The organism is Xanthomonas translucens pv. undulosa (assembly GCF_017301775.1).
Classification (GTDB): domain Bacteria; phylum Pseudomonadota; class Gammaproteobacteria; order Xanthomonadales; family Xanthomonadaceae; genus Xanthomonas_A; species Xanthomonas_A translucens.
This window is the reverse complement of the sequence record NZ_CP063993.1, coordinates 3,814,793-3,830,997: the sequence shown is the minus strand read 5'-3', so window position 1 is coordinate 3,830,997 and position 16,205 is coordinate 3,814,793. Positions and strand designations below refer to the sequence as shown.

Genomic DNA, 16,205 nt, shown 5'->3' with positions numbered 1-16,205 from the left:
ATGTGTTTTTCATGAATCGCACGCAAATGCCCGGCAGCACTGGCTTTTCGTCTCCATACTGCATCGTATTGACATCGCTGGCGTCTACTCCATACTACTTCGTATGGTTTCCTCTCCTTCCAGCATCCCGATTGCGGCATCCGCCCTGCTCGCCGGCGCGCACGACATGCAGCTGGCCGCGACCGTCACCGAGCCCGGCGCTGCAGGCAGCGTGCTGTTCGCGCATGGCTTCGGGCAGACACGGCATGCCTGGATGGCCAGCGCCGCGGCGTTGCAGGCCCACGGCTACCGCAGCGTCGCCTACGACGCGCGTGGGCATGGCGACTCCACGCGCAATCCCGCCGCCCTGCCCTACCGCGGCGAACAGTTCATCGACGACCTGATCGTGGTCGCCGGCGAGATGGCGCCGGCGCCGGTGCTGGTGGCCGCCTCGATGGGCGGACTGTTCGGGCTGATGGCCGAGGCGCGCTGGCCGGGCTTGTTCCGCGCGATGGTGCTGGTCGACATCACCCCGCGCTGGCAGCCGGCCGGGGTCGAGCGCACCCTTGCGTTCATGACCGTGCATCCGCACGGCTTCGCCAGCCTGGACGACGCCGGCGATGCCATCGCCGCCTATCTGCCGCAACGTGCGCGCAAGTCGCCCGAAGCGCTGCGCAGCGTCTTGCGCCGGCACGCCGACGACCGCTGGCACTGGCACTGGGATCCGCGCCTGGTGGAAGAACTGGCGCGCGACAGCGAGCGACACCAGGAGGCGATCGCGCAGGCGGCCAGCAAGGTGCATTGCCCGGTGTTGCTGGTCAGCGGCGGGCGCAGCGATCTGGTCACCCCGCAGACCATCGCAGAATTCCTGTCGTTGGTGCCGCATGCGCAGCATGCACACCTGCCCGAGGCCACGCATATGCTGGCCGGCGACGACAACGCCGCGTTTACCGCCACTGTGTTGCATTATCTGGACGCATTGCCACCGGCTAGCGCCGGCGCACCGTCCGCCGTTACCGAGCATGTCCCCGGAGCAAGCCCATGAGCATCGTCGCACCCTTCCTCGTGTTGTTGCTGGCAGGCGCCTTCGCCGCCTATCACCGCATGCGGCTCGCCGTCTGGGCCGCGCTGAGCGCCACGCTGCTGGTCGCGTGCTGGCTGCTCGGCGCCAGCCACACCGCCACCATCGTCGCCGCGGTGCTGCTGGCGCTGGTCGCGGTGCCGCTGCTGCTGCCGTTCGTGCGCAAGCCGCTGCTCACCGCGCCGATGCTGAAGGTGTTCCGCAAGGTGCTGCCGCCGCTGTCGCAGACCGAGCGGATCGCGCTGGAAACCGGTTCGGTCGGTTTCGAGGGCGAACTGTTCACCGGCGATCCGGACTGGCAGAAGCTGCTCGACTACCCGAAGCCGCAGCTGACCGCCGAGGAGCAGGCCTTCCTCGACGGCCCGGTGGAAGAGCTGTGCCGGATGACCAACGACTGGGAAATCACCCACGTCCACGCCGACCTGCCGCCTGAGCTGTGGAGCTTCGTCAAGAAGCACAAATTCTTCGGCATGATCATTCCCAAGGAATACGGCGGCCTGGGTTTCTCGGCGCTGGCCCACCACAAGGTGATCCAGAAAATCGCCTCGGTATCGAGCGTGGTCAGCTCCACCGTCGGCGTGCCGAACTCGCTGGGCCCCGGCGAACTGCTGCTGCATTACGGCTCCAAGGAACAGAAGGACTATTACCTGCCGCGCCTGGCGGTGGGCCAGGAAGTGCCGTGCTTCGGCCTGACCGGCCCGTTCGCCGGTTCCGACGCGACCTCGATCCCCGACTACGGCATCGTCTGCAAGGGCGAGTGGAACGGCGCCAACGTGCTCGGCGTCAAGCTGACCTTCGACAAGCGCTACATCACCCTGGCGCCGGTGGCCACGCTGGTCGGCCTGGCGTTCCGCATGTACGACCCGGACGGCCTGATCGGCGACACCAAGGACATCGGCATCACCCTGGCGTTGCTGCCGCGCGAAACGCCGGGCGTTGAAATCGGCCGCCGCCACTTCCCGCTGAACTCGCCGTTCCAGAACGGCCCGATCCACGGCCGCGAGGTGTTCATCCCGCTCAGCCAGCTGATCGGCGGCGTGGACATGGTCGGCAAGGGCTGGAACATGCTCAACGAGTGCCTGGCCGTGGGCCGCTCGATCACCCTGCCCTCCACCGCCAGCGGCGGCGCCAAGTACGGCGCGATCGTCACCGGCGCCTACGCGCGCATCCGCAAGCAGTTCGGCCTGTCGGTCGGCCGCTTCGAGGGCGTGGAAGAGGCGCTGGCGCGGATCGGCGGCAAGGCCTATGCGATCAGCGCGCTGGCCCAGGCCACCGCCGCGGCGGTGGATCGCGGCGACGTGCCGTCGGTGCCGTCGGCGATCGCCAAGTACCACTGCACCTCGATGAGCCGCGAAGTCATCAGCGACGTGATGGACGTGGTCGGCGGCAAGGGCATCATCCTCGGCCCGCGCAATTTCGCCGGCCGCAGCTGGCAGGCGGCGCCGATCGCGATCACCGTGGAAGGTGCCAACATCATGACCCGCAGCCTGCTGATCTTCGGCCAGGGCGCGATCCTGTGCCATCCGTGGGTGATGAAGGAAATGAAGGCCGCCGCCAACCCCGACCACAAGGCTGGCGTCGACGCGTTCGACCGCAACCTGTTCGGCCATATCGGTTTCGCGATCTCCAACGCGGTGCGCTCGCTGTGGTTCGGCCTGACCGCCGCACGCATCGGCGCGGCCCCCGGCGACGCCTATACCCGCCGCTTCTTCCGCAAGCTGGACCGCTATTCGGCGAACCTGGCGCTGATGGCCGACGTGTCGATGCTGATGCTCGGCGGCAAGCTGAAGTTCAAGGAATCGCTGTCCGGCCGCCTGGGCGACGTGCTGAGCCATATCTACATGACCAGCGCGATGCTCAAGCGCTACCACGACGAGGGCGCCCCGGCGACCGACCAGCCGCTGCTGGCCTGGGCGTTCCACGACAGCGTGCACAAGATCGAACTGGCGCTGTCGGCGGCGCTGCGCAACTTCCCGATCCGCCCGGTGGGCTGGCTGATGTGGGCGCTGATCTTCCCGTGGGGCCGCCGCGCCGAAGCCCCGGGCGACCGTCTGGGCCACCGCGTCGCCGCACTGCTGATGACCCCGAACGAAGCCCGCGACCGCCTCGGCCAGGGCGTGTTCCTGACACCGTGCGAGAACAACCCGGGCGGCCGCATCGCCAGCTACCTGACCAAGGCGGTGCTGGCCGAGCCGGTCGAACGCAAGTTCCTGAAGGCGCTCAAAAGCAAGGGCATCGAGGCGCTGGACTTCGCGGCGCAGCTGGACGAGGCGGTGCGCGAAGGCGTGCTCTCGGCCGACGAGCGCCGTCAGCTGGAGGAACTGCGCGAGATCACCATGGACACGATCAGCGTGGACGATTTCGACGCCGACGCACTGCGCTCGGCCAGCTACTACCACCGCGCCACGGCCGGCGACGACCATTCGCGCGAAGCGGCCTGATCGCAGCGCCCTGCGCCGGCGGACCTGGGTCTGCCCGTCGGCGCAGAGCGCGACAGCTGCGCGCTGTCGCGTTGCTTGCACCGCTGTGCGGCGCCTCGCGACTCCCGCCGCCAGCAGCGACTGCAGCATCGCTGGCGGCGCTCGTTCGCTGCCCGAGCGGGGCCTCGCGCCTCGACTGAATCCTGCGGCACGCGCCTGTCGTCGCTGTGCGCTTGCCACCGGCCAGCGCCGCCGACGCGGGCCTCAGCCGGCGGGCGGATGCGCCGAAGGCAGCAGACGCGCCTGACGCAACGCGGCCAGATCTGCCGAGCCCGTACAGAAACACGCAACCGCCAACTGGCGTATCACGATCTCGAAATGCGCGACGACCGCCTCGGTGGATAGCGCCGCGGCACGCAGCACGCCGGCCGCCTGCCCGGCGATGTCCGCCCCCAGGCGGATGGCCTTGGCCACATCGACACCGTCGCGGATCCCGCCCGAGGCGATCAACGTCACCGCCGGCAACGCTTTACGTACTGCCTGCACGCTGAGCGGGGTCGGGATGCCCCAATCTGCGAACGCCATCGCCACCGCACGGTCGGCGGGATCGCTGGCGCGCGCGCCTTCCACTGCGGCCCAACTGGTGCCGCCGGCTCCGGCGACATCGATCGCCGCCACGCCCACATTGACCAGCGCGCACGCCACCGATGCCGACAGTCCGGAGCCTACTTCCTTGACCACGATCGGCACTCCGACGGTGCGCACGGCGCGTGCGATCTGAGCCAGGATCCCGCTCCAATCGCGGTCGCCCTCCGGCTGCACCGCTTCCTGCAATGGATTGAGATGGACGATCAGCGCATCGGCCTCCAGCGCCTCCACTGCGCGACGCGCCAGGTCCAGACCGTCGGCTTCGCGCAGTTGCGCGGCGCCGAGATTGGCCAACAAGGGAACGTCCGGCGCGAGGCGCCGCAGCGTGCGCGTCAGCCCTTGCGAATTCCCGGATCGCAAGCTCACCCGCTGCGAACCGACGCACATGGCGATCCCCAGCGCCTGCGCCGCCTCGCTCAGATGCCGATTGATCGCTTCCGCACGCAACGCGCCGCCGGTCATGGAACTGATCAGCAACGGCGCCCGCACCCCCTTTCCGAACAGCGAGGCGCGCAGATCGATCTGCGCCAGATCCAACTCGGGCAATGCGCAGTGTTCAAAACGGATGCGGTCCCAGCCGGCCGCGGCCGCGGCGGTGGCCGATGTCACGCGTTGATCCAGCACGATATCCAGATGATCGTCCTTGCGCCGGCTCAGACCGCAATCGCTCATGCTCGCGTCCTTCGCGCCGTCGCACGATCGCATGGCATCGTCTTGGATCGCAGGTGTCACTGCATGCGCCGCCGCATCCGCACGTTCACGCCGGCGCATGGCGATCTCCCTGCACATCCTCGCTGCGATAGCGGCCGGTCGAGGTTTGATAGTACTGCGCGCGGATGACCGCCATGGTCTCGAACAACCGTCCCCACGGCTCGGGAAAGCGCGCGTCGGCCATCACCCGCTGCAGCATGCGCGCATGGCCGGCCAACTCATCTTCGAGGAACGCTGCCACGGGCATGGCCGGATAGCGGCGCTGCAGCAGCAGCGCGACATTATCGGACTCGCCCGCCGACCTGTCCTTGTCCCGCCCATGCAGATCGTTCTGCAGGCGCCCTATCGCCGAGATGAGCCACAGCGCATGGCGAAACGCCGGCTGCTCGCGGCACCTGGCCATGTCCAGCCCCCAGAGCAGCGACAGGCAACAGAATACGTTTGCGTAGGCGATAGAATCGACCCCATTGTGCAGATACTCCGCATACGACCAGGGTTCCGCCGCTGGCGCCCGCGCGCTTCCGCTGCGCAGCGCCGCGCAATAGCGTCGGGTATCGGCAAGCAGCTGCGCATAGTCGCTGCGATCGTAGGCGAGCGCGGCCAGCGACGTGCGCAGCGCAGCGCAACCGTCGAACCCGGGGACCGCGCACGGCACGCCATGCCACAACGCCTTTTCCACTGCGGCGAGCTGCGCGGAAGTGATCAGCCCCAGATCGTTGCAGTCGTCCAACCAGAACAGCAGCGCCATTTCGCAATAGAACGCCACGGTCAGCGTTTCGTCCTGCGGATCGCGGCCGGTGCGGGCGGCATTCTTGTGCAAACCGTGCTGGATGCGTCGCAGGATGTACTGTCCGCCCCTGACCGCCTCCTCGGCATGCTCGGTGGCAAACCCGGTCAGCGACTGTCCCCAGGCCATCACCTGCTCCACTGCGCGCTCGGCCTGGATCACGGCGTCGCCTCCGCTGCGTGCGCCGGACTGCGGCTGCCCCAACGATGCGCCAGCCATAGACCAGCGAGCTCGGCAACGCGCACCACCCGCAGGGGGCAATACAGTTCCTTGCCGATCCAGAGCGGGGTCTGGGTCGGCGCACCCGGCGCGTAGCGGGCGAGCATGTAGTCCAGCGCGCGCGCCACGGCCTGCGCGTTGCGCCGGCGCCCCTGCGGCTCCTCGCGCTCGTCCATGGCGTGCAATGCGAACAACGCGTAGGCGGTTTCCTCGAGCGTGGACCCGCGGCCGGCGCCCCAACCACCGTCGCCACGCTGCGCCTGGAGCAGCCCGGCCAGCGCACGCTCGTCACGCCATTGCGGCTGCGCCTGCGATAGCGCTGCGAGCGCATGCGCGGTCGGATACAGCCACGACACGTGCCATTTCTCGTTGTCCCACAGACCGTGTCGGTTACGCTGGGCCTGGACGTAGGCGCTGGCGCCGTCGGCGGGCAGTCCCAGCAATCGCAGCGCATGCAGGACATGGATGTTGGTGGACACGGAGGTATTGCGTTCGCCGGGAAAGGTGACGAACAGATCGCCGCTTTCGAACTGGCGCAAGGCGTCGGCGGTCGGATTGCGGCCTGCCAGGTGCAGAACGCACACCGCCACGGCGGTGTCGTCCGCATCGGCCGCGAAGTGCAAGGCCGGACCCAGACCGCGCACGCTCATGCGCGCGTCGATCTGCGCGACGAGCGGCTGCACCGTATCGACGAGCGCGGGATGCGCGAACAGTTCGGCCAGATGCAGTGTGTACAGCGACCAGCACGGCTCGAACACATCGATCGGCCAGACGTTGGGAACGACGCCGTCGATGGCGCTGCGGGTCGCCCGCGCCGCCGCCTGCAGATACGCGCCGGCGCTGCCGAGCTGCGGCGTGCCGCCCTGCGCCAGCGCCTGCGCATGCCAAGCGGCGGTGGCCGCCGGACTGATGCCGATACTGCCGTCGGCGTCCGGACGCGCCGTCGCTGGCGACGTGCCCCACGCTTCCCAGGAATGCAGCAGCGGATGCCCGCTTGGCAAGGTCACCGCTCCCAGCTTGGCCAGGCGCGCCTGCCGCAGCGGCAACAGCGCCGCGTGACGTGGATGCGCCAGGCCGGCCAGCAGCGGAGCGGCCTCGCTGCACAATTGTGGCAGGATCAACTCCGCCCCGATGGGTGCGTCCTCCGGCACCGCATGCGCATAGGGATCGGGCGCGGTCGCAAGAAATCGCGTTGCAGACCTTATCGCATCGGCAGCGCCCGGAAGCTGCTCGACGCGCTGCAGCGCCAACAGTGACGCCCATGTGGGCGCATGGCGAAACAGGGGGAAGTCCGTGCTTCCCCATCCCCCATCCGCCTGTTGCTGCGCGATCAGCCACATATAGGCGTCTTGCCGATCGGCCCAGTCGCCATGAACTTGCAGGGAGCGTGCCGTGTCGTAGCAGGAGGGACCGACGCTGCCGCCATCGTGCATCTCGCGCAACAATTGCCGCAATTCGTGGAGGATCTGCTCGGACAGCGCGTTCACGCGGGCTTCCTTCTGACAGTGGGAGACGAGAAACTGGATCTGGCGCATGCCGCGCACGCGGCGATACGCCCGCCGTGGTTCGCCGCGCGCCTGCGTGCATCGCCGCACTGCCAACGCGCTTGGGCACGGCGGCGCGCAACGCGGCGCCTGCAGCGTTTCCACGCCAGGCGACCGAGGCGATCGGTGGCCCCGACCCGGGCCAGGGTGGACCCGCTGCCGCGGCCGGCTGCCACGGCGGCGGGGTGCATCGAGGCAGGCAGGACGTTTCATACGCATGGCGCGTGCTCGGCCAGATACAGGTCGGCCCGCCGCAGCATCTGCGCCAGCCGTTCCGCGCGCGGCCCCAGCGGCGCGATCGCCGCTCCGGCATCGCGCAACAGCTCCAGCGCGAACGCGCGCGCGGCCTGCAGCCCCATGATCGACGCGCAGGTCGGCTTCTGCGCCGCCGCATCCTTGCCCGCGGTCTTACCCAGCGTCGCGGTATCGGCGGTCGCATCGAGGATGTCGTCGACCACCTGCAATGCCAAGCCGAAGCAGGAACTGTAGCGATCGAGCGCACGGTACAGCTCGGCGTGCGCGCCGTCTTCGGCGATCGCGCACAAGGCGCCCATGCGCACGGAAGCACGCACCAGCGCGCCGCTCTTCATGCTGTGCATCGCGACGATCTTGTCCAGCTCCACATACTGTCCGACCAAGGCCAGATCCAGTGCCTGCCCGCCGGCGGCGCCGGCAGCGGACACGGCATGCGCCAGCTCGCGGACGAGCGCGACGCGAATGTCGCCGGGCGCATCCAGTTGCGCGAGGGTAAGAAACGCGTGCGCCTGCAACGCATCGCCGACCAGGATCGCGGTGGCTTCGCCGAACTCGACGTGCACGGTCGGAATGCCGCGACGAAGCACGTCGTCGTCCATCGCCGGCAGGTCGTCGTGGACCAGCGTGCAGGCGTGCATCAGTTCGATAGCGGCGCCTACATCGTCGAGCACATGCGCCGGCGCGTCGGCCAGTGCGCCGGCAGCCAGACAAAGCAAGGCGCGGGTACGCTTTCCGCCCTGCAAGGTGGCGTAACGCATCGCCGCCACCAGTTTGGTCCCTCCGTCGTCTTCGACGCAGAGCAACCGCGCCATCGCCTGCTCGACCCGCCTTGCGCCAGCCTGCGCCCACGGCTCCTGGAGCGACGTGGCAGAGGCATCGCGCGCCTGCATCTGCGTACTCCCAGCAGCGGGAGCATCCGATCGTGGGTCGTACATCGTGGAACCGGTGTGCATGTTGTTCATGTCCTTGTACCTGCAAGGAAACGGCCACGGCGGAAGACGAACCGCCGCGATGGTGCCAGCGCCCCATCGGCCATGGCCGTGGGCGCCGGAATGTCTTGGCTCGTCAGCGTCGATGTCCCGACCGAGCGCACGCTGTGTAACCTCACGAAAAGCCGATATGGATGCCCATCGACGGATGCGCGGTCGGGTAATAGCGACGGCCCTTTTCGACATCGCCCAATAACCGCGGCCGTACCCCGGCTTTGTCCATGGTCAGTGCCAGGGCGATGCAGAACTGCACCAATTCCAGCCACACCAGGTGGTAGCCGATGCACACATGCGGACCGGTACCGAACTGCAGCATGTCCACCGGCCGGATCGGTTCGGTGCGTTGCAGCCACCGCTCCAAGCGGAACAGATCCGCCTCTTCGTGCAGCAGCGCCGAGGTCGAGAAGTACAGCAGCGGGATGCACAGGCGGGTGCCTGCCGGAACCCGCCGCTGGCCCAGTTGCAGTTCCTGCAGTGTGCGGCGCGGCAGCAGCGTGGTCGCCGGATGCACGCGCAGCGTTTCGCGGAACAGCGCCTCGGCGACCCGACACTGCGCCAGGTCCGCAGGCTGGGTCGGCACCTCCCCGACGCGCCGCGCCTCCTCGACCAGGGCGTCCCACAATGCGGGTTGCCGCGCCAGTTCGATCACCATCCAGGCCATCGTCGAAGCGGTGGTGTCGTGGCCGGCGAGCAGCAGCAATCGGATGTTCGCGACCAGAACGTCGTCGGAGAGGGCATCGTCGCCATGGTCGAAGGCGTTCACCATGTCGTTGAGCAGGCCATTGCGCGCGGCATGCGCGCGCGCGTCGCGGATGAATTGGCGCAACTGTGCATCGATCCATTCGCGTGCGGCGCGGCCGCGCCGCAACGGCAGGCCAGGCAGATCGACAGGCGGAGCGACGATCAACTGCAGCAGCTGGTGGTACTTGCGACGCCATCCCGGCAGGTCCTGCGCCGGAATGCCCATGAGGCTGAAGATGAGCTTGAGCATCAAGTCGCCCGTCTCGCGCAGGATGGCCACCTCGCCCCGGTCGCGCCACGTCTGTAACCGCGTCTGGATGACCGGCGCGAACAGTTCCCCGATTCCGGCCTGGGTCAGCCCTTTGGGCAGGAACGCCGCCTTGATCGCATCGCGCGCCTGTCGATGCACGGCGCCGTCCTGTGCGACCAGCGTTCCGCCGAGCAGTTCGGGTGCGATTTCTTCGATCAGCGCCGACGACACGTTCTTGTGTCGGAGCAGCGCGAACGCCTCCGGATCGAGGCAGGTCATGAGTTGCCCGGCAGGGCCGAAATCGAGCCAGAAGTGGTTGCCCAACGTCTGCTCGGCGCGCTGCAGCAAGTTCGGCAGATCACACACGATGGCAGGAAGATGCCCGACCAGAGGAAATGCGCCGCGCATGACCGGGATGTCGTGGCGCAGCCGCGGACGAAGGTCCAACGGATTGAGCAGCATGGCCATCAGCGGTGCGGCGCCGCGGCCGCGTCGGGGGCGGCAACATGCGCAGCAGCGCGGCTGTTGCCGCCGTCCGCATACGTCGGCACATGCGCCAGCATGCCGCCATCGATGCAGACGACCTGACCGGTGATGAAGGCGGCATCGTCGGACAGCAGAAACGCCACCAGCGCCGCCACGTCCTCCGCACGACCGACGCGTGGAAGCAGTTGGTGCCGGCGCAAGTGCCGTTGCGTGGCGTCGTCCAGTTTGGCGACAAGTCGCTCGGTCATGATCAGGCCCGGCGCGACCGCATTGCAGCGGATCTGCGCGTGACCGTACTGGGTGGCGAGCGAGGTCGACAGCATGTTCATCGCCGCCTTCGACGCGGCATAGGAGGTCTGCGCGGTATCGCCGCTCAGCCCCTGGCACGAGGACATGACGACGATCGCGCCGCCGCCGCGGGCGATCATGCGCGGGACGGCCTGCCGGCAGCACAGCAGCGTGCCGCGCAGATTGGTCGCCATGGTCTGGTCCCAGACCTCCATGTCCAGCTCCAGGAGCGCGCGGTCGCGCGGCGTCAGCTGCATCGCGCTCGCGTTGTTGACCAACAGATCGACCCCGCCGAAGTGCCGTTGTGCCGCCTCGAACAGTGCGGCCACCGCCTGCGCATCGGCGATGTCCGTGGTGACGGCCAGCGCCTGGCCCGCGGCGGATGCGATCTGCGCGGCGCACGCCGTGGCCGCCGGACCATCGATATCGGCCACCACCACCCTGGCGCCTTCGCGCGCGATGGCGAGCGCGCATGCCTTGCCGATACCGGCGCCTGCACCGGTCACCACCACCACCTTGCCTTCAAACCGGTTCATCGCGCCCTCCCGGGATCGGTTGGTCGGTCGCCGTCTGTCCCGCGACCGACGACGACGGCGGGGCATTGCCGTGATCGGCGTCATCGACAGCGTCGCGCTCGATGAGGCGAATCGCGGCGACAGGACACTGGCTGGCCGCGAGCCGCACGGCGGCATGCAGGGCGTCCGGCACGACCGCCACGCACACTTCGGCGATGCCGTCCGACGCGCGCTGGCGAAAGATGCGCGGCAGGGTCAGCATGCACTGCCCGGTGGTTCCGCACAGATGCTGGTCGACCAAGACGCGCATCTCAGGCCCCCACCGAATGCAGCCGCACCGGCAGCACGCGGAACGTGCGCAGGAAGGCGGACGGCTCCCGGGTCGGCTCCTCGGCCAACACCAGCGTGGGAAAGCGCGCATGGATCCGCGGCAGGCTCTCTGCCAACTGCACCCTGGCCAGTTGCGCGCCGAGGCAAAAATGGATGCCGTGGCCGAAGCTCAACATGATGTTTCCCTCCGTCGACATGCCAGGACTGGTGTGGTGAAAGCGCGCGGGATCGAAGCGGTCGGGGTCGGCGAACGCATTCGGATCGCGGTTGCCGGCCGCGATCAGCACGCGCACGTCCGCGTTCTTCGGGATCACGCCGCCGTCCAGTGCGATGTCGCGCTGGGCGATGCGCGGAATGGAGCTGAACATCGCCGGCGCCTCGCAGCGAAGGACCTCCTCGACGAACGCCTTCACCGCGGCGGCATCGCCCTGCAGCCAGTGCCGCTGCTCGGGATAGGCCAGCATGGCCAGGACCGCGTGGTCGATGGTCGCGGCAGTCGTCGCGAAACCGCCCAACAGCATGCCCCAGAGCATGCTGATCAGTTCGGCATCCGACAGCGCATCGGCATCGTCGTCGTGCGCGCCGACCAGCAGCGACACGATGTCCTGACGGGACTCGGTCCGCTTGCGCTCTATCAGGGCACCGAAGTAGGCCTGGACTTTGGCGCTGGTGGCATCCGCCGCGGCCAGCTGCGCGTCGCTGGCATGCGGGCTCAGACCTTCCAGAATGGTGCCGATGCCGGCAGCCAGGCCGGACATGTCCTCCTGCGGCATGCCGAACAATTCGGCGAAGACCAGCATCGGCAAGGCGAGCGCGAACTCCCGATGCAGGTCCACGGTCTCCCCGCGCGCCAGCGCGGGCGCCATGCCGTCCAGCCGCGCTTCGACGATCCGCACGATGCTGGGCCGCAGGCTGTCGATCTGGCGCACGGTGAAGTCACGGGAAACGAGCCGACGCAGGCGCGTGTGCGTCGGCGGTTCTTTCATTGCCAGCGTGGATGCCAGCAAGTTGAGCGAAAGGCTGGTCGCCGCACGCGGAAAGTAGCGCGCCAGCTCGCCCGGCGCCGGTCCGCGGAATGCATCGCCGGTCGCCTTGAGCGCCCAGTAGATGTCGGCATGACGGCTCAAAAGGAAGATGCCCGAGGCCGCGCGATGCACCGGATCGTGCTCGCGCAGCCAGTGCATGAATGGGTACGGGTCGCGGATGCACGCTGGCGATGCCAGTTCGGCGAATGCGTCCCGGCATACTGCCGTGGTGTTTTGCACGTCCATCGTCTTTCCCTGCTTGGCTGGTTGATCTGCCCGGCGCGCGGCAAGCGCGCCGGCGACTGGCGGAAGATCGCCGTGTCCGCTGGTATTCGTCCTCACCAGCGCACCGGGAACTCCTCGAATCCACCGGTGATGATCTCTTTGCGCAGTCTGAGTTCGTCGGGCGCCACCGCCAGGCGCAATCCGGGAAAGCGCTGGAAGATCGAGCCGAACACGACCTTGAGCTCCAGCCTGGCCAGCGCGACGCCGATGCAATAGTGCGGACCGTAGGAGAACGCCAGATGCGGCTTTTCGTCGCGTCCGATATCGAAGACTTGCGGGTCGTTGAAATGGCGCGGATCGAACGCGGTCGCCGGCAGGCCGACCAGCACCTTGCTCTCCGCGGGAATGTGCACCCCTGCGATGGTCACGTCGGTCCTCGGATAGCGCATGATGCCGTCCCAGCCGGCGCCCGGCGGGTACATGCGCAGGATTTCCTCAACCGCCTTCTCGACCAGAGACGGATCGCCGACCAGACGCTCGCGTTGTTGCGGATAGCGGAACAACGCCAGCAGCCCGAATTCGATCTGCGCGACCGTGCTCTCATGCCCTGCCACCAGCATGCCCGCTGCCAAGCCGATCGCTTCCTCCTCGGTCGCTTCGCCGCGATCGACCGCCTGCATCAGATCCGTCAACAGGTTGCCGCCCGGAGCCTGGCGTTTTTCCCGCATCTTGCCGCGGATGTAGGCGCGCAGTTCTTCCCAGGCCAGGCGCGACGCGTTGCGCGGGCCGCTTTCGTGCTGGTGCGTCATCACTTCGTCGGACAGTCCGGCGAAGAAGGCATGATCCTCGTAAGGCACGCCCATCAGCGCGCTGATGACCATGGCCGGAAGCGGGAAGGAGAGCGCGTGCCGCAGGTCGGCGGGCTGCGGCTGGGCCTCCAGCGCATCGAACAACTGCGTGGCGATCGCCTCGACCTGTTGCGCGAGCAGCTTCACCCGCCGGTTGCTGAAGGCCGGCGCGACGATCGTGCGCAGTCTGGCGTGTTCAATGCCCTCATGCGAGACCAGCCACCCCGGCGAACCCAAGATCACCGAATCCGGCGTGAATTCGGCTGGCGGCATTCCCGCCGGGCGGAACCTCTCATCAGACAGGACCGCTTTGGCCTCGTCGTAGCCCGTCACCCACCAGCCTTCGTGTCCGGAGGGAAAGCGTACGCGGTGGATCGGCCCGTCCGCGCACAACATCAGCATTGCAGGCGAAGGCTCGATATGCTCCACGCGCCACATGGGTAGCGCTACCAATTCGCTTTGCGACATGACAGGACTCACTTTCTGGCGATGGAAGGGCGGAAGGTGACCGGTAGCCGTTGTGGGCAACGGATGACGTAGGAAGGCTGATAGGCGATGTCTTCCAGGGCGACGGCCAACGCCAGCTCGTGCAGCCGCGCGAACAGCGCCGGGAACGCGTATAGCAATTCCAGGCGTGCCAGCGCGGCGCCCAGGCAGAAATGCGGCCCCTGCCCGAACGACAGGTGGTGGTTGGGCTGCCGGGTGACATCGAAGGCCTCGGCGCCCGGCCCGAACGCGCGCTCGTCCCGGTTGGCCGCGTGGAACGCCATCAGGATGGCCTCGCCACGCCGGATCGTGCAGCCTTCGATTTCCACATCCTGTGTGGCATAGCGGAACGGCAGGTTGGTCACACTGCTGCCCCAACGCAGAATCTCCTCGATCGCCTGCGCCCACGTAACCTGGCCGCTCAGCACCAGGCGCAGCTGCTGCGGATGCGTCAGCAATGCCAGCACGCCATTGCCAATGACGCCGGTGGTGGTCACAAAACCCGCCGAAAGCACCATGAACAGCATGTCGATAAGTTCGGTGTCAGAAACGAGTTCGCCGCTATCGCGCGCGGCGATCAGCGCCGACGCCAGGTCGTCGCCGGGCCGGCGCCGCTTGAGCGCGATCAGCCAGCGAAAGAAATCCGGAATGCGTTGCCGCGTCTGCTGCACCTCGGCGACCGACGCGGAGGTGCTGGCCAGGCTGTTGGTGAGCAGGATGATCTCGGCACGGTTTTCCTCCGGCAAGCCAAACAGTTCGGCAATCACGCTGGCGGGCAGCGGGACGGCGAACTCCTGCATCAGATCGGCGCTGCCGCGCGCGGCGATCCCGGCGAGGAGCTGGTCGACGCGGCGTTCGATATCGGGAGCCAGCAAGGCGATGCGGCTGGGCGCGAAGCTTCTGGCCAACAGTCCGCGCAGGCGCTGGTGATCGGCACCGTGCGCAGTGACCATGTTATCCAGCCTGCACATTCCGATCAGCGGGTGATCCTCGGGGATTTCGCCATCCTGCAGCGCTCGCCAATGCCGCCAGTCTCTGCTGAAGCGCTGGTCGGCAAGGATGCATTTGAGCGTCTGATGACGGCCCGCGGCCCAGGTCACGACATTGCCGGGCAGCGCCACCCTCGCCATCCCATTCCGCTGCCGAATCGAAGACGATGCATTATCCAATTGCGACTGAGCGACCGAAATGTTGATCACATCACCACGATCGTCCTCTACGCGCATACCGACAGATCCTTAAAAAATTATGACATTTATTTAAAAATGCTGAGATCTCTCAAATAGTGCAGGCGCACCAAAATTGCATGCGCGCGATTAATTACACCCACCGCACCGGCATACGCTTTCTTGTGCGAAAGCGCACAAAAACAGGCATAAGAGGCTTGCAACAGCGTCACTTTTGCAACGGTAGAGACTCCTCCCCAGGAAGATTCGATTCGACCGAATACTCGCTGACTGGATCCACCACATCCGCCATATTGTTGCAAAGCATACCATTCATTAATAAAAATTAAGTTACAAAAAAGATAAAGATTAGACAAAATTTGTGGGCATCGCACTCCAGCTGCACGTAGCCACTCCTTAATCAAGAGAGGCTCGCAAGGAACTCGCAGAATGCACCCTGGACTTGATCCGTCTTATCTTCGCCGTCTCCCGATGCGGCGAATACCCAGCCGCGCTTCCCCTGCGGGGCAACGGATCGACTGGGCCGCGACTCGCCTACGCGCAAGACGCCTCGCAGCCCCGCGCATTTCCGATCAACGCTCGCGCGCCCGTGGCACAGCGGCGCTTGCGCGCAATGTTCCGCAGCAAGCGGTCGTTGCCTGGTTGATGGCGCTGTTGGTCGCAGCCGAGCGCAGCTGACGCCGGCGGCCTTGACCAGACACCGTAGATCCCCGATCGCCGCCGCGCCCGCCGCGATGCGGGTGCGGCGGCGGCGATACTTACCTGCGTCTTACCCGCCGTACCAGACCAGCAGCAATGCCAGCAATGCCGGCATCCCCTGCACGAACAAGATGCGCCGGCTGACGCTCATCGCGCCGTAGATGCCGGCCACTACCACGCAGACCAGGAAGAAGGTCGCCACGTCGCGACGCTGTGCCAGCAATGCCCAGAACAGTCCCGCCGCCAGGAAACCGTTGTACAAGCCCTGGTTGGCCGCTAGCACCTTGGTCAGCTGCGCCTTGTCCGGCGTGTTGCGGAACACCTTCATGCCTAACGGGCGGGTCCACAGGAACATCTCCAGCACCAGGATGTAGAGGTGCAGCAACGCCACCAGGCATACCAGGATCGAGGCCAGCAGGGTCATGCGCGCGTCCGTTGGCAAAACAGGATGCACAGCATAGCCGTTGCCGCAGCGGCCGGCACCGCGACCGC

Annotated in this window: 14 protein-coding genes; 2 read left to right on the top strand and 12 right to left on the bottom strand. The window is 67.2% G+C overall.

What is annotated here, in order from left to right; translation table 11 throughout:
- Positions 1-103 precede the first annotated feature (103 nt).
- Both ISN38_RS16230 and ISN38_RS16225 read left to right on the top strand, forming a co-directional pair.
- Positions 104-1,024 carry an alpha/beta fold hydrolase gene (locus ISN38_RS16230; RefSeq protein ID WP_206711911.1) on the top strand — a complete coding sequence of 307 codons (921 nt, stop codon included), beginning with the start codon at positions 104-106 and terminating at the stop codon, positions 1,022-1,024.
- On the top strand, positions 1,021-3,501 hold the full coding sequence (locus ISN38_RS16225; RefSeq protein WP_003466965.1) for an acyl-CoA dehydrogenase: 2,481 nt from the start codon (positions 1,021-1,023) through the stop codon (positions 3,499-3,501). The genes ISN38_RS16230 and ISN38_RS16225 overlap by 4 nt, the downstream gene beginning before the upstream one ends.
- A 243-nt stretch (positions 3,502-3,744) precedes the next feature.
- On the opposite strand, the gene fni is transcribed toward ISN38_RS16225, so the two are convergent.
- The 12 genes from fni to ISN38_RS16165 all read right to left on the bottom strand — a co-directional run bounded on the left by fni (position 3,745) and on the right by ISN38_RS16165 (position 16,137).
- Entirely contained in the window at positions 3,745-4,899 is a 1,155-nt protein-coding gene (gene fni / locus ISN38_RS16220) for a type 2 isopentenyl-diphosphate Delta-isomerase (RefSeq protein WP_003466964.1), read from the bottom strand.
- Positions 4,886-5,788 carry a terpene synthase family protein gene (locus ISN38_RS16215; RefSeq protein ID WP_047325642.1) on the bottom strand — a complete coding sequence of 301 codons (903 nt, stop codon included), beginning with the start codon at positions 5,786-5,788 and terminating at the stop codon, positions 4,886-4,888. The genes fni and ISN38_RS16215 overlap by 14 nt, the downstream gene beginning before the upstream one ends.
- Complete coding sequence (locus ISN38_RS16210) at positions 5,785-7,332, bottom strand: hypothetical protein (RefSeq protein ID WP_003466962.1); 1,548 nt, start codon at positions 7,330-7,332, stop codon at positions 5,785-5,787. Before ISN38_RS16210 ends, ISN38_RS16215 begins: the two co-directional genes overlap by 4 nt.
- Positions 7,333-7,598: 266 nt before the next feature.
- Positions 7,599-8,534, bottom strand: a complete 936-nt coding sequence (locus ISN38_RS16205) for a polyprenyl synthetase family protein (RefSeq protein ID WP_003466961.1) — start codon at positions 8,532-8,534, stop codon at positions 7,599-7,601.
- A gap of 214 nt (positions 8,535-8,748) precedes the next feature.
- Entirely contained in the window at positions 8,749-10,086 is a 1,338-nt protein-coding gene (locus ISN38_RS16200; RefSeq protein WP_241753961.1) for a cytochrome P450, read from the bottom strand.
- A gap of 5 nt (positions 10,087-10,091) precedes the next feature.
- Positions 10,092-10,913, bottom strand: coding sequence for a glucose 1-dehydrogenase (locus tag ISN38_RS16195; RefSeq protein ID WP_230811716.1), 822 nt, complete (start codon positions 10,911-10,913; stop codon positions 10,092-10,094).
- A 7-nt stretch (positions 10,914-10,920) separates the two neighbouring features.
- Positions 10,921-11,223, bottom strand: a complete 303-nt coding sequence (locus tag ISN38_RS16190) for a ferredoxin (protein ID WP_003466955.1) — start codon at positions 11,221-11,223, stop codon at positions 10,921-10,923.
- Between the two features lies 1 nt (position 11,224).
- Complete coding sequence (locus tag ISN38_RS16185) at positions 11,225-12,514, bottom strand: cytochrome P450 (RefSeq protein WP_047325129.1); 1,290 nt, start codon at positions 12,512-12,514, stop codon at positions 11,225-11,227.
- Between the two features lie 92 nt (positions 12,515-12,606).
- A complete protein-coding gene (locus ISN38_RS16180; RefSeq protein WP_206711909.1) occupies positions 12,607-13,809 on the bottom strand; it encodes a cytochrome P450 in 1,203 nt (400 codons plus the stop codon).
- A gap of 8 nt (positions 13,810-13,817) precedes the next feature.
- On the bottom strand, positions 13,818-15,053 hold the full coding sequence (locus tag ISN38_RS16175) for a cytochrome P450 family protein (protein WP_241753960.1): 1,236 nt from the start codon (positions 15,051-15,053) through the stop codon (positions 13,818-13,820).
- A gap of 29 nt (positions 15,054-15,082) precedes the next feature.
- Complete coding sequence (locus ISN38_RS16170) at positions 15,083-15,418, bottom strand: hypothetical protein (RefSeq protein ID WP_141695984.1); 336 nt, start codon at positions 15,416-15,418, stop codon at positions 15,083-15,085.
- A gap of 365 nt (positions 15,419-15,783) precedes the next feature.
- The gene (locus tag ISN38_RS16165; RefSeq protein WP_003466948.1) at positions 15,784-16,137 is read right to left on the bottom strand and encodes a DUF1304 domain-containing protein; all 354 of its coding nucleotides are present in this window, start codon (positions 16,135-16,137) and stop codon (positions 15,784-15,786) included.
- Positions 16,138-16,205 lie beyond the last annotated feature (68 nt).